16 protein-coding genes are annotated in these 19,883 nt (G+C 62.9%); 7 read left to right on the top strand and 9 right to left on the bottom strand.

All coding sequences use genetic code 11. The features are described from left to right. Positions 1–51: 51 nt before the first annotated feature. Genes ACQY4S_RS10370 through ACQY4S_RS10355 form a run of 4 tightly spaced genes read right to left on the bottom strand, consistent with a single transcriptional unit; the run spans position 52 to position 3,846 of the window. A complete protein-coding gene (locus ACQY4S_RS10370) occupies positions 52–738 on the bottom strand; it encodes a glycosyltransferase family 2 protein (RefSeq protein WP_428485122.1) in 687 nt (228 codons plus the stop codon). Continuing rightward, complete coding sequence (locus ACQY4S_RS10365) at positions 726–1,778, bottom strand: radical SAM/SPASM domain-containing protein (protein ID WP_428485121.1); 1,053 nt, start codon at positions 1,776–1,778, stop codon at positions 726–728. Before ACQY4S_RS10365 ends, ACQY4S_RS10370 begins: the two co-directional genes overlap by 13 nt. Next, positions 1,778–3,088, bottom strand: a complete 1,311-nt coding sequence (locus tag ACQY4S_RS10360) for a glycosyltransferase 87 family protein (protein WP_428485120.1) — start codon at positions 3,086–3,088, stop codon at positions 1,778–1,780. Before ACQY4S_RS10360 ends, ACQY4S_RS10365 begins: the two co-directional genes overlap by 1 nt. After that, the gene (locus ACQY4S_RS10355; RefSeq protein WP_428485119.1) at positions 3,085–3,846 is read right to left on the bottom strand and encodes a TIGR04282 family arsenosugar biosynthesis glycosyltransferase; all 762 of its coding nucleotides are present in this window, start codon (positions 3,844–3,846) and stop codon (positions 3,085–3,087) included. Before ACQY4S_RS10355 ends, ACQY4S_RS10360 begins: the two co-directional genes overlap by 4 nt. Before the next feature lie 534 nt (positions 3,847–4,380). Between ACQY4S_RS10355 and ACQY4S_RS10350 the strand changes: the two genes are divergently transcribed. The 3 genes from ACQY4S_RS10350 (at position 4,381) to ACQY4S_RS10340 (ending at position 6,764) form a co-directional block, all read left to right on the top strand. Then, a complete protein-coding gene (locus tag ACQY4S_RS10350) occupies positions 4,381–5,289 on the top strand; it encodes an LLM class flavin-dependent oxidoreductase (RefSeq protein WP_428485118.1) in 909 nt (302 codons plus the stop codon). Between the two features lie 275 nt (positions 5,290–5,564). After that, a complete protein-coding gene (locus ACQY4S_RS10345) occupies positions 5,565–5,972 on the top strand; it encodes a hypothetical protein (protein WP_428485117.1) in 408 nt (135 codons plus the stop codon). 603 nt (positions 5,973–6,575) lie between these two features. Continuing rightward, positions 6,576–6,764 (top strand): hypothetical protein, encoded by a 189-nt coding sequence (locus ACQY4S_RS10340; RefSeq protein ID WP_428485116.1) that lies wholly within the window; start codon positions 6,576–6,578, stop codon positions 6,762–6,764. 662 nt (positions 6,765–7,426) lie between these two features. On the opposite strand, the gene ACQY4S_RS10335 is transcribed toward ACQY4S_RS10340, so the two are convergent. The 3 genes from ACQY4S_RS10335 to ACQY4S_RS10325 all read right to left on the bottom strand — a co-directional run bounded on the left by ACQY4S_RS10335 (position 7,427) and on the right by ACQY4S_RS10325 (position 10,997). Then, positions 7,427–8,560: an ISAs1 family transposase gene (locus ACQY4S_RS10335; protein WP_428483659.1), complete on the bottom strand. Its 1,134-nt coding sequence runs from the start codon at positions 8,558–8,560 to the stop codon at positions 7,427–7,429. Between the two features lie 210 nt (positions 8,561–8,770). Further along, entirely contained in the window at positions 8,771–9,805 is a 1,035-nt protein-coding gene (locus ACQY4S_RS10330) for an IS630 family transposase (RefSeq protein WP_428485115.1), read from the bottom strand. Positions 9,806–10,151: 346 nt separating this feature from the next. Then, a complete protein-coding gene (locus ACQY4S_RS10325) occupies positions 10,152–10,997 on the bottom strand; it encodes a phytanoyl-CoA dioxygenase family protein (protein ID WP_428485114.1) in 846 nt (281 codons plus the stop codon). Between the two features lie 423 nt (positions 10,998–11,420). On the opposite strand from ACQY4S_RS10325, the gene ACQY4S_RS10320 reads away from it, so the two are divergent. Next, entirely contained in the window at positions 11,421–11,858 is a 438-nt protein-coding gene (locus tag ACQY4S_RS10320) for a CoA-binding protein (protein ID WP_428485113.1), read from the top strand. Positions 11,859–11,972: 114 nt separating this feature from the next. On the opposite strand, the gene rfaE1 is transcribed toward ACQY4S_RS10320, so the two are convergent. Continuing rightward, a complete protein-coding gene (gene rfaE1 / locus ACQY4S_RS10315) occupies positions 11,973–13,418 on the bottom strand; it encodes a D-glycero-beta-D-manno-heptose-7-phosphate kinase (RefSeq protein WP_428486255.1) in 1,446 nt (481 codons plus the stop codon). Positions 13,419–13,706: 288 nt separating this feature from the next. On the opposite strand from rfaE1, the gene ACQY4S_RS10310 reads away from it, so the two are divergent. Next, positions 13,707–14,102: a hypothetical protein gene (locus ACQY4S_RS10310; protein ID WP_428485112.1), complete on the top strand. Its 396-nt coding sequence runs from the start codon at positions 13,707–13,709 to the stop codon at positions 14,100–14,102. Positions 14,103–14,373: 271 nt separating this feature from the next. Here ACQY4S_RS10310 and ACQY4S_RS10305 read toward each other — a convergent pair whose 3' ends face one another. Then, entirely contained in the window at positions 14,374–15,564 is a 1,191-nt protein-coding gene (locus ACQY4S_RS10305; RefSeq protein ID WP_428485111.1) for a hypothetical protein, read from the bottom strand. Between the two features lie 12 nt (positions 15,565–15,576). Between ACQY4S_RS10305 and ACQY4S_RS10300 the strand changes: the two genes are divergently transcribed. Together ACQY4S_RS10300 and cysQ are read left to right on the top strand one after the other, a co-directional pair. Then, complete coding sequence (locus ACQY4S_RS10300) at positions 15,577–19,074, top strand: glycosyltransferase family 9 protein (protein ID WP_428485110.1); 3,498 nt, start codon at positions 15,577–15,579, stop codon at positions 19,072–19,074. Continuing rightward, complete coding sequence (gene cysQ, locus ACQY4S_RS10295) at positions 19,071–19,850, top strand: 3'(2'),5'-bisphosphate nucleotidase CysQ (protein WP_428485109.1); 780 nt, start codon at positions 19,071–19,073, stop codon at positions 19,848–19,850. Before ACQY4S_RS10300 ends, cysQ begins: the two co-directional genes overlap by 4 nt. Positions 19,851–19,883 lie beyond the last annotated feature (33 nt).

Below are 19,883 nucleotides of genomic sequence, written 5' to 3'. Positions count from 1 at the left end.
AGGCGCGGCCAGTAACAACATGCCGGTGCCTATCGCAGCCCTGTGGCCATCTCAGCCCCGCGGCTGGCTGGCGACTCGGACAAACGTCGAAATGATCTTGCCGCCTGCCCGCAAGGTGCCGCTCAAGGAACCTGCGACCTTCGATTGGCCGCCGACGCGACAGCGGTATGGCATCGGCAGCTCCAGGATGCGCAGCCGAGCGCGGGCGGCTTTCATCTGCATCTCGATGTTCCAGCCGTATGTCATTTCTTGCAAGTTAAGACGTTGCAGTGTATCGCGATTGATCGCTCGAAAGGCGCACATGTCGCTGTAGCGCACGCCATACAACGCACCCATGCCAACGCCGGCCATCTGTCCGGCCAGCACCTGGTGCCACTGCATCGATCCAGACTCCCGGCGGCCGCGCGTGCGTGACGCCAGCACCAGATCGTGGGTTCCCGCCAGCACGGGCCTGGCGATCATGCCCAGCAGGTCGCCGCGATCGGCCCCGTCGCCGTCCAGAAACACGATGACATGGCAGGCCGGATCGGCCGCCGCCGCGCCCAGACGGCACGCCCGTCCATAGCCGCGTCCGGCATCGATGACCCGTGCACCGGCCGCCCGTGCCGCCGCCTGCGTTCCGTCGGTGCTGCCGCCATCGGCGACGATGATGTCCCGCACCGTCGGCAGTTCGCGGATCACCCGGCCGATCGCATCGACTTCGTTGAACGTCGGTATGACGACGGCTACAGGCTCCATCGCAGCCCGCAGTTCTGGCACGGCAGCGGTGGTGTTTCACCCAGCAGCGAGGTGCGGAAGCCGCGATAGACCGGACTGTTCCAGATGTCCCGCAATGTCTGCTGTGTGGCGTCGCCCAATGTATAGTTCTCATAGCCCCGAGCGGAGAACGGCGCGATGCAGCACGGCAGCGCCCGTCCATGCGCGGTAAAGTACATCAGCGACCAGGGCCGACGGCAGGTCGCCCACGGCTTGTCATCCGCCGCCCGCTTCAGGCTCAATCCCGGCTCGGTCGCGCCCGAGGCATCCAGCGTCACGCCCAACGTGGCGCCAATTGCGGTTGCCGCCTCGATCGCCGCCTGTTCATCCGCTCGGGTCTGCTCGAACAACGAATGTTCCGACCGCGCCTTGCCGAAGCCGGTCGCATCGAACACCAGCCGCTGCAGATGCACTTCCCTGATACCCATCGACGCCGCCAACCGGACAAAATCCGGCAACTGGTCGACGGTTTCCTTCAGGCCGGTCAGCCAGAGCGAGACCCGCGGCGCGGTCAGTTCCATCTGCTGCTGGTAGGCGGTGAACTTGCCGACATCGCGCACGATGCGATTGAAGAAATCCTTGCCGCGGATGGCGGCATAGCTCTTGCGGTCGGCCGCATCCAGCGACACGCGCAACTCGTCCAGCCCGGTATCGATCAATTCCTGGAACTTCTTCGGCTGCAGCAACGTGCCATTGGTGTTGAACAGCACATAGGTGCCGCGATCCTTCAGGTAGCGGATCATCCGCGGCAGCGCCTTGACCAGCATCGGCTCACCGACACCATGCAGCACGACACGCGCGACGTTCGGCACCTGATCGACGATCCGCGTGAACAGCTCCCAGCTCATGTCGGCCGGCGGCTCCAGGTCCTCAAAAGTACGGGGACAGGTCTCGCACAGCAGGTTGCAGCGGTTGGTCACCTCCAGGTACAGGCAGACCGGTGGCTGTTCGGCGACATCGTGCCGCTCCGCCGTCACGGCTTCGAAATAGCGGCGAGGGTCGTGCAGCATGGTTGTTGACATCAGGTATTTCCCTTGATCGGTGCAGCAACGCAGCTCGGCCGTAGATCGGCCAGAGCCAACAGCAGGGTGGGAACAAAGACAACCGATGGCCAGATGAAACGGTCGCCAAACGTGTCGAGGTAGAACAGGATCGGTGAGGCCGCCAGCCACACCAAGGCACGATACGGCGCCAGCACCGCCGGCACCGCCAGCCAGGCGAAGTACCACGGATAGTGCGGGCTGATGGCGAAGGTGACCACCGCCATTAAGATCGCGGCCGCACCGCAGAGCGCGACCGGGTCATCCGGACGCCGAATGAAGGCCAACCAGCCGGCAAGCCCAGCCAACAGACCAAGCACCGCCGTCCAATACAGCGGCACCGCGATCGCCGGCAAGGGGACCGCCCGCGCCAACCCGGCCAGCAGCCAGATGCCGCTGCCGTCGGTCATCCCCTCTTCCGCGCCATAGCCGCGCAGGAAGCCGAACATCCGCCAGCCCACGCTGCTGTACAACGCGAACAGGACGGCCACCGTAAGCGCGCAGCAGATCGCCAGCCGCCATCTTGCGCCGCGCCGCCACAGCGCCGGCGCCACCACGGCGGGCAAGAACTTTGTGGCGATCGCAGCGCCCATCACGATGCCGGCGAAGCCGTCCCGACGCCGCGTCCGCAGCAGCAATGCGAGAGAAACGAAGCCGACTGTCGCGGCGTCGATATGGCCGTCGCTGGCGAAGGCCCACACCGGCAGCGGGTTCCAGACATAGATCAGCACACGTTCGGCCGGCAGCCGCGCCGCCGCCAGCAGTCGCAGCAGGCAGACCACCGCCAGCACCTCGAAACCAACCATCACGATCTTGACGCCCGTTACGCTGGGCCACAGCAGGGCGGTCGCGGCGAAGATGGCCTGCGCAGCCGGCGGATAAATGGTCGGTGCATACTCGGCGCGGTTGACATGCGGATAAACCGCCTGATCGCGCAATGGAACCAGCGCCGGATCGGCTGGAATGTAACGATAGGGATTGATCCCGTCCACCTGCACCATGCCATCCCAGACGTAGCGGTTCACATCCGACGACAGGAAGGGCAAGACCGGGATCAGCGGCAACCGCAGGGCGGCAGCGACCAGCAGCACGACCCATACGGTGTGCCGCGGTGCGGGCCGGTGGAGCACCAGCCAGACCGCCAGCAGATAAACCGCCAGACTGATCCCGGCGATGATGACGAACCACATGTTGTCTCGGATCGACAGCTCGCGGGTGCCTGGAACGTGCAGCGACATCGCGCCCAGGGTTAAACCCAGCAGCAAACCGCCCAGCATCCAGAAGCGGGTCATTCCGCTGCCAGATCCAGGCCCCATGCATGCAAGCCTATTGATAACAACGCCGCCGCCGTGACCGGCGCGGCGTACGGCAGCAGCCCGTCGCCGATTACAGGCGACGCCGCCGCCTCCAGCAGCCGTTGCAGCGCGGTCTGATCGTCCACGTCGTACCAGGCAGGCAGTTCCACCACCTCCAGCCCAAGCTGTGCCGCCCGGGTGCGCGTGGTCGCGGCGACACTGCCGGTGCTCCAGGCAATGTCGGCGAACAAGTGCGCGTGAGCCTGCTTCATGCCCAGCAGGTAGTAGCCGCCGTCATCCGCCGGTCCCAGCACCACCTGATCGCCATCCTGAGCCAGCACCGCGGCGGCGCGCGCCAACAACGCTGTCGGCAATGTGGGGCTGTCGGAGTTAAGCACCACGGCGGATGGATGGCCGAGCGCCAGCATGGTCTGGATGGCATGCAGCAGGCATCGGCCAAAGCCTTCGACGGCCGGCGGCATGGGTGGCGAGCCATCCGCCAGCAGCAAGCCTGTCGCTGTCGCCAGATGGCCTTCGAACAGCGCCTCCTCGCCGGCGGGCGCATAGGCGATGTACCCGCTGATCGGCTGCAGCCTTGCCGCCAAGACAATGTTTTCAGTGATGTCGCGCAGAAAGGCGGCGCTCAGCGCGGCGGCTTGGTGCGGCTGCAACGGCGGACAAAGCCTTGTCTTCGACTTGCCGGCTTGTGGTGCCTTGGCCATCACGCCAATCGCACAATCGAGGCGACATCGCATCAGTCAGATCCCATTGAACCAGTTGTAGTCGCGATCCGTTCATGAACCTCGACGGTCATCGGGTGATAAAATTGATCATTGTGTCGAATTTCAGGTTCTGGAATCTCACTTCGGTTGGACTGCGGATGTTGAACAAGCAACCATGCCGTGTCGGCAAAATGTCATCCGAAAGGTTGAACGCCGAGAAAGTCCGCGGGTGCAACATGCTTCGCAGATCAGCGCCCTTGTAGCAATCATAGGCGCTTTAACGCCCGACATGCCGCGCGGTCGCATCGGCGCCAATGCGGGGTCCAATCGTCAGTGGGTGGAGTGGCAGTCCATTCGCCAAATCATGCTCCAGGCTTCGACGTGATTATGTGAAGGGATCCGGTCGACCTGCAACCGGTCCACCATCCACGGGCGCCACTCGAGGCGCATGTCCAACTGCAATCGAGAAGGACACCGCCTCGGCGGTTCCGTTACATCGGATTCTGCCGGTTGGCGTCGACCCTGATCGCACGATAGGCTGAGGCCAACATTCATCGGGAACATGCCATGCCGCAGATCCTGCCCGCGCTCAGCCTTGTCGCCGTCCCGGGGCGTCGCCGGCGCACGATCGAAATTGCCCAGGAGATCGAACGGCGTGGCTTCGCCGGCCTCTACACGCCCAGCATGTTCGGCAACATGTCGTTCTGCGAGGCGCTGGCCTGGAACACGGGTTCTATCCCCTTCGGCACCGCCATCGCACCGATTTATCAACGCACCATCAGCGATTTCGCGCAAAGTGCCGCGGTGATGCACGAGGTCTCCGGCGGGCGGTTCAGGCTGGGGATCGGTGTGGCGCACGGGCCATCCCATGTCCGCATGGGTGTCACGCCCGGCAAGCCGCTGGGTGACATCCGCGGCTTCGTTGAACGGTTTCGCGCGCAGGAGGGGTTGGGCACCCTGCCGCCAATCACCATTGCCGCGCTGCGCCGCAAGATGGTGGCGCTGGCCGGGGAAATCGCCGAGGGCGTGGTGTTCGCCAATGCCTCCCGCTCGCACATGGCCGTGTCGCTGGCGGCGCTGCCGGCGGACAAGCGCGCCGATCCCGGCTTCTTCATCGGCAACATGGTCCCCACCTGCATCAGCGATGATATCGAGGCGGCCAAGGCGGTCAACCGCCGCACCCTGACCAGCTACGGACTGCTTCCCAACTACCGGAACTACTGGAAGGAAGCCGGCTATCAGGCCGAAATGGACGCCATCGAGACCGCCATCGCCGAGGGCCGGCAGGCCGATGTGCCGAAGTATTTTTCCGACAAATGGCTGGCGGACAACACGCTGTTCGGTCCGGCGGCGATGGTGCGTGAAGGCGTCGAGGCTTGGCGCGACGCGGGCGTGCGCGATCTGATCATCGTGCCGTCCTCCGCCGCGGGAAACCAGATCAAGGCGCTGGAGGAGGTTTTCGCGACGTTTGGCTGAAGCCGGACAGGGCTGTCGCTTCGTCGGCCTGTCCAGGACAGGTGCAGGCGCTCCCGCCCTTGCTTGTGCCGACTACAGGTATGCACGAGAATAAGGACAGCCGGACGACAGCGTAACGCCGCCAATCCAACCGACTATCACGCCACTCGACGTCCGCTGGCCGCAGACGAATTAGCGTGAGGTCAGCGTGGCGGCGGTCAACCGTCCGCTCGGGTGCAAGCGTTACATCCTTGTCATTGCCCAACTTGGGCTGCGGCAAATCGGAAGGATAATTCATGGTTGATGGAATACAGGCTGTCGCTTTGGCGGTGGTCCTTATGGTTGTTCCCATGGCGGCCGCGTTGGCCGCGGGCGGCGGCGGTGCCCCCAGCGGCGGTGCCCCCGGCGGCGGCGCAGCCGGATTTGGTGGTGCATCGTCCAGCGGGATATCCGGCGCTGCCGGCGCCGGCGGCTTGGCAACCGGCGGCAGCGGCGGACCAGGCACGAGCCTAGGTGGGACCGGCGGCACCGCGGGCTCTGGCTCGCTCGGTTCGCTGACTGGAACCGGCGCAATCCCAAGCGGCGGTGGAACCGCAGGCGGCCTAGGCGGTAACGGCGCCGCAACGCCAAGCTACCAGGGTACTGTTCCGTCCGCGACTGGTCCCAATTCTCCACCATCCGGCAACGGCGTGAATGGCCGGTAAGGACATAGCTGGAGGTAAAGCCTCGCGGCGCGCATGGGCGACCGAGCAGCTTGGTCGACGACAAAATGCGAACATCGCATTTGGTGGATTTACCACGGGCTGCACCATCAGGACTTGCCGATACAGTCAACAAGGTGAGCGTTTGTAGTTAGCCATCGTTGCGTTGGAGGTGAATACCTTAGCGTGAATGCTTGAGCCTAACCAGTCAGAAGGTGTGGATCAGGCGGTCGAATAAAGCATTAGATAATGAAGCAACACCGACGGTGATGCAGCCCCGGACGATCATGATCTGATGTTCATGTAACGCGCCAGTTTGGTTTGGAGCAGGAAGGGATCGGCTTTTTGCCGCCGCTTATCACGAAATCTTTATTTCCGGTCGCTATTGTCTGGCTCGTTCTTTGTATGGCCGACCGGCAAAACGTTGTCTTCATATAGGTGCATGCTGCATTCAAGGTATGGCAGATCTGTTCGATTCTTAATCACCTGGTTGTTGACAAAACGAGCGTGCGGCTCCACATGACGCGGATGTGCTGAACGCCTCGACGTAAAGTGCTGTGAGGTCGAGACAACAGAGGCGACGGCGTCGGATCAGGAGGGAAGACTATGAAGGATGTGTGGGCACCCGTCGCTGGCACGCGTTTCTTTACGCGGAATGGCGAAGGACTGTATGAGCGCCTCACCGAGCAGCTATATCTACGTGTTGATGAAGTTGATGAGACGGATGCGGAAGAGGTATGTAGCCGCTTCGCCGAAGCGTTTGAATCGCGTGCTCCAGTTTGTATGGTCGCCTAATCATCTGCGGAGGTGTTTGCGCTTTAGTCGAGTTGACTTATCAGGCGCAGGAATTGGCGGTAAGCGAAGACAATACTCCTGTATTTAAGGTCTTATCAGTCTGTGGTGTTTGCACTGCGGTTTTCGTTGCGAGACGATTGGCTTGATCTAAGCGTTAACCTTTGAGGCGTGACTGTCTGGCGCCTGTGTCCAGGCTGAGCAAACCGCGAGCCAACTGTGCCGGCTGTTTCGTGCCAACCGCCATTGATCCCTAGCCGGGTCAACGGCGATTGGTATTTTAATCGTCCAGATGCGGTTGCCCGCTGACCCTGTGCGCATACCAGTCGGCCCTTCAAACCGCTGGTATGGCGTACTGAAGCGCAATTGAGCACCCGTCGCAACATGTCGTTTCGCCGTGGATTTCAAGCCATGCATGGCCAGTATGTTAATGGTAACGGGGCTGTCTTCGGCGCAATCCGATCGTGGAACACGCCATATATTGGTATCAACCTAGTCAACTAACAAGCATTCATTCTTGAAAGAAGCACAACTACCTAACTACGACCGAAAGTCGCGTGAAAGTTCTCATTCCATGTCACGCAGCATCAACGGGGTGTTGAGCACAAAAGGGGTGTGAAGTAAATCGTCCGATAGTCGCCGCGCAGGGGAATCGCTTGAGTGTCTCATGCGATGCGCCGGATGACGTTTTCCAGATAATCCTGATTCCAGCCGGCCTTTTTACGGCGGTTCTTAAAGCTGGTGACGGGTTTCGCCTGGTTCAGTAAATTCATGGCAGTATGTTTCACGACCGCCATGTTGGCAGGGCCATGAGCGGTGCGCAGGCGCGCCAAATCGTCGTGGAATACCACATCCAGCACCCAGTGCAGCCGGTTCTCAATGCCCCAGTGGCTCCGCACGACCCTGGCGAGGGTCTCGGCACTGAGTTTGGTTGAGCACAGGTAGTATCGGGTTTCTGTCTGGATAACGCCGCCCCGCTCGGTTTCGCTTTCGATCATGCCGATGGCGGTCAGGCCAGGGAATGCAAATTCGCCCGGATGACGCCGCTCGGCGAACAGCCAGTTGATGTCGTGGCAGATCGTATGGCGGCGGGTTTCGATCCGGCCATGGTCGCCATCGACGGTCTCGAAGCTTTGCAGCGTCAGCGTTGGTGGTGGATCGGCAAAGACGGTTTCCACTTCGGCGTAGGTCGCTGGCCAGTTCTCCTTCAAGGCCAGCACGTAATCGCCACCACCCTCGATGATCGTCTGGGCAATCTCCTTCTGCGTGCCCATGGCATCGATGGTCACCAACGCGCCGGCCAGTTCCAGACGACGCAGCAGCACAGGAATGGCGGTGATCTCATTGGATTTCGCCGACACCGCCTCTTGTCCAAGGACCAATCGCTGACGCGTCGCCCAGGCGGACACCGTATGCAGCGGCAGACGCCCTTTGCCGCGGGCATGGCTGCGACGCGAGGTCTTGCCATCGATCGCGATAATCTCGGGCGTGTCAGTCCGCAACCCGTCTACCCAGGTCAGGAAACATGTCTTGAACAGCTCAGGATCAATCGCCGCGATCACGTCGCACAATGTGTCGTGGCTCGGGATGCCGTGCTTGAACGGCAGAAAACGGCGGAGGAAGCCCTGGCGTTCGCTGCCCCACAGGCTGATTTCGACAAAGTCGTCCGCACCGGCGATGGTCCCGCAGAGCATCAGCAACAGGATTTCCGGTAGAGGATATAGCACCTTCGTCGCTTGGCGCGGGTCCCGGAGGGCCGCGAAGTGGGACAAGAAGCAGGGCTGGCTTGGCATGGACATAGAGACCTCCTGATGAGAGGCTTCCGATGAATCCGATTCTAGCCCGCACGGGAATCCCTCAACCACTCAAGCGATCGCCCTGAGTCGCCGCGCGCGTTAGCAATGATCGTGCTCCCGCCAGTTAGTGTCTGTTATGAACCGGCGTTGACTCACTGGCGGTGCTCCATGACATTCAAGCCAACCCAAGCTGCACACTGGCTTTTCTTTTACTCACCAGTCGGTAATATAGGCGACACTTGGTGCGTGGAAGAATGAGCGGATCAGTTTGGGTGAAGCCTTGATAGCGTCCAATTGTTCCTCGATCTTGTCGCGCAGCCGTTCGCCTTTGCGCAGTGGTGTTCGGGCCACCCCGGTGCGCTTCATATGGCTCCAGACCGCCTCGTCGGGATTCAGCTCCGGCGCATAGCCTGGCAAGACATGCAGTGTCAGCCGCTCTTGGGTTGACTGGACGTAGTCCTTCACCAGCTTCGTCTTGTGCGCCGGCAGCCCATCCACCACCAGATGCACCGGCTTTGCGCGATACCGCATCATCTTGCGCAGTAGACTGACAAACAACTCCGCCGTAAGCCCACCCTCGTACGTGCAATGCCAGAACCCGCCCTTGGCATTCACCGCCGAAGCCGCACTGACCGACTGCCGCTGACCGGGCCGCTGCACCACCGGTGTTTGGCCGCGGGCACCCCAGGTTCGTCCATGCACGGCGTCGGCACGGAACCCCGACTCGTCCCAGAAGAACACCTCCCCGCCGGCCGCCTTCGCCTGGCGTGCAATCGCCGGATAGGTCTCGCGCTGCCACCGCTCGATCGCCTCCGGATCACGTTGATAAGCGCGCTGCAGCGGCTTCTGCGGGGTCAAGCCGAGCTTGGCCAGTAATTCGCCCACTGCGCTTAGGCCAAGCTGGATGCCAAACTTCCGCCCGATCAGATCCGCCACCGTCGAGCGCGTCCATAGGCCAAAGTCTAGTCCATATTGCCGTGGATCCTTGCCGTTGACCCAGCGGAACACCTGCCGTTCCTGGCGCGGCGTCAGGCTGCGGGGACGTCCGGCGGCTCGTCGTGCACGCAGTGCGCGCAGGCCCCTGCCAGGTTTGGCCGCCGCTTTAAGCCATCTGTAAACGCTGGTGCGGTTGAACCCATAGGAAGCGATAACCGCCGACGGTGCTTCGCCATCTCGCACCCGTTCGACCGCCATCAACCGAATGGTCTCCAGCGTCCCGTGATCAAAGGTTCGTCCATCTCGCTTCATGCCACCTTGAACCGTGGCTCGGAGACCTTGTCAAGACTTGTCGCCTAAGTTATCGACTGGTGAGTAATAGCGCCCCACACGGTCTTGCCCAGTTTATGAAGCCTGTTTATCCAATACAGAATTGAAACATAAAATCTCTATAGTCTATCGGCATAAACGTGCAATCACGCGCATGTCGTGTTCTTTTTATATTCGTAACGACCGCCGTTTGCTCGACAACGATGCTGCCGAACCTTGACGGCCTGCCGGCTAGGCGGACAACGGATGGTCATGGCGGAAAAGCGAGTGAAGCTGGCCGCCCTTGATCAGGGCAGGTCGCGCCCCCGCTTGCGGGAGGGCCGCGGGTTCAGTGGGCTCTGGCCATCTCCGGGATCAATCGGCTCGCCTGCCAGAAGCGGGCGTTACTATCCTGGTGTACGGCGACGGCGGCGGCATCCAGGTCGGCCGCGGGACTAGGCTCCGGATCAAAGTGTCTATAGCCATCCCGCCCACGCACCAGTGTCGCCGACAGCCGCGTCGGTCCGACATGACGCACCCGCGTGGGAATGTAGCTGATGCCAATCCCGATGCGATCGTCATCACCCGTGTTCGGATCCGAGGCATGTACCGCCAGGGTGTGGTGCAGTGAGAATTCACCCGGACGCAGCACCACCGGCACGGCCCGCGCCGCATCAATTTCCGCCTGTACGGTCTGGCCGCGCGACAGCATGAGTGTTGAATCGCGATGGTCGCCATGTGCCATCTGTCCGGTGCGATGGGAGCGTGGCAGAATGCGGACACAGCCGGTGCGTGGGTTGCTGGTGCTCAGCGCCACCCATGCGGTGACATGCTCATGCGGCGCAAGGCCAAAATAGGTGCCGTCCTGATGCCACGGCACACGGTTGGGGGAGCCCTTCGTCTTCCACCACAGGGTGGTGTGGTAGACCAGGATGTCTGGCCCGATCAGGTCCTCCACGGCGTCCAGTATGGACGCGGTTCGCACCAGGCTGGCGGCCCACGGAAACAGCAGGTAAGGTTTCACACGATACGACGGCGTACCGGTTAAAGTGGCCGGTCGCGGTGCCGCGTCGGCGCAGGTTCGCTCGACAGCCGCGCGATAGGATGCCGCTGTTTCGGCCGAAAACGCCTGGAGCGGAAAAACGTAGCCCTCGTCGCGATAGCGGCCGGCCTCGCTCTCACTCAACATCTTCATGATAGCCTCCTGTTTCCCAGTGTTCGCGAACGACTGTCTCGACCTCGCCTTCCCGCGTACAGGCGGACGTCGGGACAGTCGGCCTTCCCGCGCGAGAACGACCGGTGTAGCCAGGATCAGACTGCCACCTCGCCAAGATCGGGGCAACGTTGAAACGCATCAGCGGATACCGACGGCCTCGCCGGACCACGCTTACGTCTTCCCTGTGCCAATCCAGTAGGGTCCAGCGGCCATACGGAGGATCGGCACGGACCCGGCATCGCCAGCGGCGAGGTGGCGCATCTAACATGTTGAACGATCGCACCGCCGACCGCCAGCAGCGTTCAGCCACATCCTTGTGTCACCGGATCGCCGCTCTCCGGCCAGTTGCCAACGCGCCGGCCGCGGCTATAGCTACACTGCGCATGCAGAGGGCTACAACCCATGACCGCTGTTGATCCACTCTCCTACTCCGACACCAAGCTGCGCGGGATCCTGTCTACCGTGCGCACCATTGCCATGGTCGGCGCCTCGACCAACGCGAGTCGGCCCAGCTACCACGTGATGGAGTACCTGCAGGGGAGGGGGTATCGGGTCATTCCGGTCAACCCAGGCACCGCCGGCAAGGTTCTGCTGGGGGAACTCGTTTATCCTAGTTTGCACGACATTCCGGACAAGATCGACATGGTCGATGTCTTCCGGGCCTCCGAAACTGTCGGACCAGTCGTCGATGACGCCATCGCCATCGGCGCCCGTGTGATCTGGATGCAGCTCGGCGTCCGCAACGACGAAGCGGCGGTAAAGGGTGAGGCCGCCGGTCTCGACGTGATCATGGACCGCTGCCCAAAGATCGAACTCGGCCGCCTGGGAAATGGGGCGTAAGGGCTCTGCTCGCCAACTCCCGCCAAGGGCTGACGCCCTTTGATCCCATTAATGGGATCAAAGGGGCATCCGCCCCTTTGCGGGTCCAGGGCGGAGCCCTGGCCTGTCTCTACCTTAAGCCGCCGGAGCCGTCATCCGGCGGATCGTGCCGGTGGTGCTGTAGCCCTCCCGCAGCGTGACCAGAACGACCTTGCCGCCCCAGCTTGCCACCAGATCGCCGCCGACCACCTGATCCACGGTATAATCCGACCCCTTTACCAGCACGTCCGGCCGCAGCATCCGGATTATCTCCAGCGGCGTATCCTCATCGAACAGCATCACCATATCGACCGGCGACATCGAGGCCATCACCGTGGCCCGCGCCATCTCGTTCTGCAGCGGCCGCGTCGGCCCCTTCAGGCGCTTTACCGAAGCATCAGTGTTCAATGCAACGATCAGGCGGTCGCAGGCGGATCGCGCCTCGCTCAGCAGTCGGACGTGGCCGGGATGGATCAGGTCGAAGCAGCCATTGGCGAACCCTACTTTCAGCCCGCGTCGATGCCACTCGGCGACCTGTTCCCGTGCTTCCTCCAGGCTGCAAACCTTGCGGTCCGTGGCGACCAGTTCGTCCAGATGCAGCACGTGCAGCAACTCCTGCCGTGTAACGGCGGCGGTTCCCTGCTTGCCGACCGAAATTCCGGCCGTGGCATTGGCGAGCATCGCGGCTTCCGGCAACGCCGCGCCTGTCCCCAGCGCCACCGACAGCGCGGCCACCAGGGTATCGCCGGCACCCGAAACATCGGCGACCTCTCGCGCGCGGGTCGGCAGATGCAGGGTCTCCGCATCCCGGCGCACCAGGGTCAGGCCCTTGGCGGAGCGGGTTACCAGCACCGCCTCGGCTCCGGTGGCGTCGAGTGCCACCCGTCCAGCGCGATCGGCCTCGGTGTCGTGGTCGGCTTCAATCCGCGTGGCGATGCGCACCTCGTGCTCGTTCGGCGTCAGGATGGTCGCGCCGCGATAGGCGCCAAAGTCCGCACGCTTCGGATCGGCGATCACCACCTTGCCGGCGCGGCCAAGCCGTGCAAGCGCGGCGTCCAGCACGTCATCGCATAAAACGCCCTTGGCGTAATCCGACAGCACGATGACATCCACTGCCGGCAGGCTCCGTTCGACAGCGTCCAGCACCGCCGCCATGCTGGCGGCGTCCAACGGCGCGGTGGTTTCCTCATCAAGCCGCAGAAGTTGATGAGAGCCGCTCATGAAGCGGGTCTTCGCCGTGGTCGGCCGGTTCGGTATCCGGATCAGCGCTGATGTGATGCCAGGGGTGGCGGCAAGCAGCCGCTCGACCTCGGCGGCCGCCTCATCAGTTCCGATCACGCCGATCAGGATCGCTTGCCCACCCAGACTGGCAATGTTGACCGCGACATTCGCGGCACCCCCCAAGGTGCGGCGGTCAGCCGCCGGCCGCAGCACCGGGATCGGCGCTTCCGGCGATAGCCGCTGCACGGACCCTGTAACATAGCGGTCCAGGATGATGTCGCCGATGACCAGAATACGCGCGCTGTGAAAATTCCGCACGATGGCCGCCAGTTCAATGTCGGTCGGCGCGCCTGCCTGGTCGGTTGGCGCGCCTGCCTGGCTGGCAGCGACTAGGGTCTGTGTCACGGGCACTCCCGGTTTGTCATGCTCGGCTTTCGCGGCCCGGTTCATCAGGTCAGACGGCGACGCCGATTTCATAGCAGGCCGGTTCCAATGCTGCACCTGCAAAAAAATGAATCGGTTGTTCCATTCGGCAGGCGAAATCGGTATCAAAGGGCGGGGCGCGATCGACTGCCGCCCCGTTTCACGCGTCTTAGTCCAGGAGCCACCGTGAAATATCTGCCGCCATTTGAAATGATCCGTCGCTCGATCGAAATTTCGACCGTCCGCGGAGAACTGCGGGTCAATCTTGCCTACGAGGATTTCGTCAAGATATTGCGGACGATGATCGGCGGCATCGAGATCAATGAAGCGTGGTATCTCAGGACCTATGAGGATATCGCCTCCGCCATTCGAAAGGGCGACGTGGGTTCAGCAAAGCAGCATTTTGTCGATGATGGTTACTTCGAAGGCCGTTTGCCATTCCCAATCATGGTGGACGAGCGCTGGTACCTGGCGCAGCATCCCGATGTTGCTGAAAGTATCCGCGAGGGCGCTGTCGACACGGCACAGGCCCATTTTGATCAGGATGGCTACCGTGAAGGGCGTCTTCCCTTCGGTATGTGACATTCGCATTGCTCCGCGTCGGCCCGCCTGACGGTCTGGTCGCGGCCGAACCAAACCCGGCGTGCCAGACGGGCCGCAGGCCATCGACAGGATATCGGTCCGCATGAAGCGCAAAAGCCCGCCATCGACAAAGACGACGGACCCGATCCTGCCGCCAAGATCCTCCCGAAAGGCCGGCGGTTCGGCTCCGGCCGGCGCTATCGACGCGCGGCTTGACCAATCTTCCGACGAGATGCGCCGGAGTGGTTTGTGCCAGGCTAACACTCAAGCCCTATCGGAAGGCGTGGCGCACCCGGTGGTCTCCCCGCATCCCGAAGTCAAGGCCGATGCTCAGGATCCGGTCGTCCTGATCGAGATCGACCCGGTCATGTCCGCCGGCTTCGCTCGCGACCGTGTCGATGTGACAGTGCGCGGCTGCGCTCTGTCCCCGGCCGCCATTCATGAAGTCAGGATGCAGGTCGGCGACCAGACGCGAAGCAAGGCTTCTTACGGCCAGCCGGAACGGGCCGCCGTCAATACGCTGCCGGACGGCACGCAGGCTCGGCAGCGGCCGTTCCAGTTCAACCTCCCGCGTCTGACCAATGAGCAACCCGAACAAGTTACGTTTCAAATCATCGCCCGCGCCGAAGGCGGTTTTGAATGCGCCGAGAGCTTTACCATTGATCTCGATCCAGCGGCTGAAACCTCGGTCTCGGTAATTTCTGGACCGACACGATCCGCCGCGGACCTCGGCGGCATCCGGCCATACGCAATGATGTATATCGAGCGCGCGAGCATTGACGCCGACGGCAATCTTGCCGTGGACGGATGGGCGGTCGCACGCGGGCCCATCCTGGCCTTGCAAATCTTTGCTGATGAGCAGCCCGTCGGCACGGCAAGCCTCGGCGGCGAACGTGATGATGTCGGCAGGGCGTACGCGTCTTATCCCAATGCTCGGCTGTCCGGCTTTGCACTGACCACTTACGTGCATGAGGCTGCCCTTCATGCCCGAACACTCCGCGCGCAGTTGCTTTGCGCAAACGGCTTCGCACTGGATGAAGCCATTCCGGTTGAGCATGTAAAACGGCAAGCCACACCAGCGCCGGCCACCGGCCGCCTTGTCGCGGAGCCGCTTCCGGGCGCCGCGCCACTGGACTTCTTGCTGGTGAACCAGACGCCAGCCTACCAGATCAAGGCTGACTTCCGGCTCGACGCGACCCCCTTGCTGGGCCTCGGCCTGATGGTGCCGTTGTCGGCGATGGCCGATCCGGTGCCGGCGCTGTCTGTCCCGCTTCGGCATGAGCCGTCGACTGAAATCAGGATGTTTTGCGACACCGCTCAGCTCAAGAGCGACGGCACGCTCTTTGTCGACGGCTGGGCGGTTTGCGCCGCCGGGATCGCTCAGGTGCGGGTTCTGCTGGATGAACGGGACGTTGGCCTCGCCGTCTTCGGGCATGAACGACCGGATGTCGGGTCTCTCCATGACAATATCCCGATGGCGGCCCTGTCAGGCTTCCGGTTCGAGAGCCGCCTTGATGAAAGATTTCATGGCGAACATATTGTCCGCGTGATCGTTCGCAACGCACGGCACGACGTCGCGGACGCAAACCTTGTGGTGATCGCGACACCAGTCAGCCAGGAACCGCTTTCCCCAACGACAGACCCGCGGCCGATCGCGGGCAGATCGGAACCGACGCCGGAGCAAGCCGCCGAATTCCGCTTCGAGCTCGATGCCCCCTGTATCGCCAGCGGCGCCGTGGTTGAGCCGATCACCGGTCGTCTGACGATCGATGGATGGCTACTGAGCCGTTCCGGCATTGCCAGCTTTGAGGTCTTCCTCGATGACCAGCGGCTGGGCGATGTACATTATGGGCTTGCACGTCAGGATGTCGGCGCGGCATTTCCGGATTGGCCAAACGCGCTGCGCAGCGGTTACGCGTTCCACTGCCCACCGCGCAGCCTGCGTGACGGCGAGCACACGGTCCGTCTGATCATCAGGTCGAACAGTGGTCAGGAGATGCGGCGCACGTTCCAGATCACGGTCAGGAAGTCCGATGACCAGCAGGACTTCGCGGGCATCCGCCGGCGTGTTCCGCGCGCGGAGGCGGACCTGATGTCGTCCCTGCTGACGGACCTGAACTACCACCCCGCCTATTGTTTCATCCTGCGGCAAGGCCCATCGATCGATATCGGCCCGCTCAATGCCACCCTGGATTCGCTGCGGTTGCAGGCCTTTCCGGATTGGTCGGTGCTGGTTCTGACGGAGCATGATGATACGGCGACCACGACGCGGATCGCCATCGATCACGCGATGCCGCATCTGGCGGATCGGTTCACCATCCTGACGCCGTCCGATACCGAACGCTGGAATGCGCCTCTGGCGGCCACACGGCTGGACGATGGCGGCGACAGCCGACTCTATGCACTGCTGCTGCCGGGTGACGAAATCGGCGCTGATGCACTGCTGGAATTCGCCGTTGCTGGTGGGATGAACCGCGATGCGGACATGTTGTACGCCGACGAAGTGCGGCCGAGTCCGGTGACGCATGAACGAGAGCCGTTCTTCAAGCCAGATTTTTCGCCTGATCTTCTGCTCTCGACGAATTATGTCGGCCGACCCTGGGTCGTCACGTTCTCCTTGCTGGCAAAGATCGGCGTGACGCCCGCCAGCCTGCTGGCCGAAGGCGAGTACGACCTTGTTCTGCGATGCGCGGGATTGGCCGCGCGGGTCCATCACATTCCAAAGCTGCTATGCCAGCGCACATCCATCGCGCTGGATGATCCGGACCAGGAACAGGCGGCGTTGCGACGCACGCTGAACGCCGCCAGGGTAACCGCGGACGTGCTGCCCTCGACGATCTCCGGCACATGGCGCGTCAAACGGGCGGTGCCGTTCAAGCGCAAGGTTTCCATCATCATCCCAACCTGCGCCGCGCACGGCTACATCGAAACCTGCATCAAGAGCCTGCGGGCCAGGACGGCTTATTCCGACTATGAAATCGTTGTCATCGACAATATTCCAGACAGCCTGCTCGCCTGGAAGGTCTGGGTGCAACAGAGCGCCGACAAGGTCGTCGACATCCCGGACGCGTTCAACTGGTCGATTTTCAACAATCGCGCCGCCGAGGTCGCGGATGGCGACTACCTCCTGTTCCTCAACGACGACATCGAGATCGTGCAGGACGACTGGCTCGATGCGATGATGGAGCATGCGCAGCGGCCGGAGGTAGGCATCACCGGCCCCAGGCTTCTCTATCCCGACGGCAAGGTCCAGCACGCCGGGATGTTTCTCGCCAACAATGGGATTGGCCGCCACGCGTTTCGTTTCTGCGCGGCCGACGATCCGGGTTATTTCGGCCTCGCCTTGACCCAGCGCAACGTCATCGCCGTGACGGGCGCCTGCCTGCTGGTGCGGCGGGAGACGTTCGAAAGCCTCGGCCGATTCGATGAGGCGCACGAGATCACCAACAATGATCTCGACTTTTGCCTGCGGGTGCATCGTGCCGGCCTGCTGACCGTGTTCACGCCTTACACCACCCTGATCCACCACGAGCTTGCCAGCCGGGCGCGGTTGAAGGATGTCTTCGACCTGCCGCACTTCGAGATGTCCTGGAAGACGCTGTTCGCCGCAGGCGATCCTTATTTCAATCCGCGCCTGTCACGTCATGCCGACGACTACCGGCCGGATGATGAGCCAGTGCAGTGGGTAACCCCTGGCGCACCCCTGTTCCGCGCGGACGAGATCAAGCGCATCCTGGTCGTCAAGCTCGATCATATCGGCGACTTCGTCACCGCGCTGCCGCCGATCCGGCGGCTGAGGCAGATCTTTCCGCAAGCCACCATCACCGTGCTCGCCGGACCCGCGTCCCGCGCTTTCGCGTCGATCGAGCCATGCATCGACACGTTCATCCCCTTCGCGTTCTTCCACGCCCGTTCTCAGCTCGGCGAACAGCGTTTGGAAAAGCAAGCTTTCACCGCACTCGGGGAACAACTTCGCCCTTGTCATTTCGACTTGGCTGTCGATCTGCGCAAGCACCCGTCGACGCGGGACGTGCTAAAGCACACAGGCGCGCGGTTCCTGGCCGGCTTCGACTATCTTGGACAATTCCCGTTCCTCGACATCGCGCTCGATTGGGATGGCGACCGCACCCTGCAGCGCAAGCGCAGCCACGTCATCGACGACCTGCTGGCGCTGGTGAACGCGATCGGCCATGCCGCGGAGGCGGATCGGCTGCTGATGCAGCCGACGCCGGCACCGATGCCGCTTTCGGATTTGCCGGAACCGGTCCAGGCGTTGTTCGGCAAACCCGTAGTCGCGATTCATCCGGGCGCCGGCAACATCACCAAGCAATGGCCGACGGAGCACTTCTCGGCGCTGATCGACCTGCTGATTGAACGCAACGATGTCAATGTCCTGCTGATCGGAGGTCCCGATGAGGTCGAAGTCGCCGACACGCTGTTGCAAACCGTGCTGCATCCCGCGTCCGTCGGATCGATGGCAGGCAAGACATCACTCAGCGACCTGCCGCGCCTGTTGCTGAACTGCGCCCTTTACATCGGCAACGACAGCGGCCCCAAGCATATCGCGGCGGCCGTCGGCATACCGACGATCGGGGTGCACTCCGGCGTTGTCGATCCGGTCGAATGGGGTCCATTGGGGCCGCGTGCCGTGGCGCTGCGGCGGAACATGACCTGCAGTCCGTGCTACCTGGCCAATGCCGAGGATTGCCCTCGATCGCTTGCCTGCCTGCGCCTTCTGGAGCCCAATCTGGTCCATGAGGCAGCCACCATGCTGTTGAAGCCGTCCCTACCTTTGATCAAGGCCACCGGCGCGCCGACCTCGTCCAAGGCGGAACCCGATGCCAACCTGATCAAGCCATTGGAGCAGGGCAGCTTGATGACCGGCGATCCGGTCTTGATCGCCGAACCGGCCGCCTCGCCGCGGCAGAAGGGCGAGTCAAGGCGTCCGCAACCCGCGCCGCTGCCGGCGTGAGCAGCGATATCACGCTGTTGTCCTTGGCCGTCGACCTGGCGGAGCGGGCAGGGGCCGAAATCCTGGCGATCCGCGCGCGTGGCTTTCAGGTTCAGCGCAAGGCGGACCATTCGCTGGTGACCGAGGCCGATCACGCGGCGGAGGCACTGATCCTCGCCGGCCTGCGGCAGGCACTGCCAGGCTGTGTCGTGATCGCCGAGGAGGCGGTCGCCGCCGGCGTCGTCACCCCTGCCACGGCGGAGTTCTGGCTCGTCGACCCGCTGGACGGAACGCGGGAATTCACCGGCGGCGGCACCGACTTCGCGGTCAACATCGGCCTGGTCCGCGGCGGCAAGCCTGTTCTGGGGGTTGTCGGCGCTCCCGCCTCGCATGAGGTGTTCAGCGGCATCGCCGGTGTCGGCGCCTGGCGCCAGAACGACGGACGGCGCACGCCCATCGCAGCTCGCCCGCCGCCGCCGGAGGGGTTGACGGTTGTCGCCAGCCGTCATCACGGGGATCAGCCGCGTCTCGACGCCTACCTCGCCGGCCGGACTGTCGCCGGCGTGGTCAATTTCGGCTCCAGCCTGAAGTTCTGCCGCGTGGCGGAGGGTCAGGCCGATCTGTATCCGCGGTTCGGCCGCACCATGGAATGGGACACCTGCGCACCCCAGGCGGTGCTGGAAGCCGCCGGCGGGTCGGTGGAAACACTGGACGGCGGCAGGCTGAGGTATGGCAAGGCTGGCTGGGACAATCCCCACTTCGTCTGCTGGGGCCGCCGGCCGGGCGGCCATAGCTGACGTGCAGCCGTTATTTGTCCACAAATCTCGGTA

The organism is Rhodopila sp. (genome assembly GCF_965276935.1).
Classification (GTDB): Bacteria; Pseudomonadota; Alphaproteobacteria; order Acetobacterales; family Acetobacteraceae; genus Rhodopila.
Note: the sequence above shows the minus strand (reverse complement) of the source record. Positions and strands in the feature narration are given on the sequence as shown.

Excerpts from the sequence above, each read along its gene's own strand:
- ACQY4S_RS10370 (WP_428485122.1), bottom strand. The coding sequence starts at position 738 with ATGGAGCCTGTAGCCGTCGTCATACCGACGTTCAACGAAGTCGATGCG.
- ACQY4S_RS10365 (WP_428485121.1), bottom strand. The coding sequence starts at position 1,778 with ATGTCAACAACCATGCTGCACGACCCTCGCCGCTATTTCGAAGCCGTG.
- ACQY4S_RS10360 (WP_428485120.1), bottom strand. The coding sequence starts at position 3,088 with ATGACCCGCTTCTGGATGCTGGGCGGTTTGCTGCTGGGTTTAACCCTG.
- ACQY4S_RS10355 (WP_428485119.1), bottom strand. The coding sequence starts at position 3,846 with ATGCGATGTCGCCTCGATTGTGCGATTGGCGTGATGGCCAAGGCACCA.
- ACQY4S_RS10350 (WP_428485118.1), top strand. The coding sequence starts at position 4,381 with ATGCCGCAGATCCTGCCCGCGCTCAGCCTTGTCGCCGTCCCGGGGCGT.
- ACQY4S_RS10345 (WP_428485117.1), top strand. The coding sequence starts at position 5,565 with ATGGTTGATGGAATACAGGCTGTCGCTTTGGCGGTGGTCCTTATGGTT.
- ACQY4S_RS10340 (WP_428485116.1), top strand. The coding sequence starts at position 6,576 with ATGAAGGATGTGTGGGCACCCGTCGCTGGCACGCGTTTCTTTACGCGG.
- ACQY4S_RS10335 (WP_428483659.1), bottom strand. The coding sequence starts at position 8,560 with ATGTCCATGCCAAGCCAGCCCTGCTTCTTGTCCCACTTCGCGGCCCTC.
- ACQY4S_RS10330 (WP_428485115.1), bottom strand. The coding sequence starts at position 9,805 with ATGAAGCGAGATGGACGAACCTTTGATCACGGGACGCTGGAGACCATT.
- ACQY4S_RS10325 (WP_428485114.1), bottom strand. The coding sequence starts at position 10,997 with ATGAAGATGTTGAGTGAGAGCGAGGCCGGCCGCTATCGCGACGAGGGC.
- ACQY4S_RS10320 (WP_428485113.1), top strand. The coding sequence starts at position 11,421 with ATGACCGCTGTTGATCCACTCTCCTACTCCGACACCAAGCTGCGCGGG.
- ACQY4S_RS10305 (WP_428485111.1), bottom strand. The coding sequence starts at position 15,564 with ATGGAGAGACCCGACATCCGGTCGTTCATGCCCGAAGACGGCGAGGCC.
- ACQY4S_RS10300 (WP_428485110.1), top strand. The coding sequence starts at position 15,577 with ATGGCGGCCCTGTCAGGCTTCCGGTTCGAGAGCCGCCTTGATGAAAGA.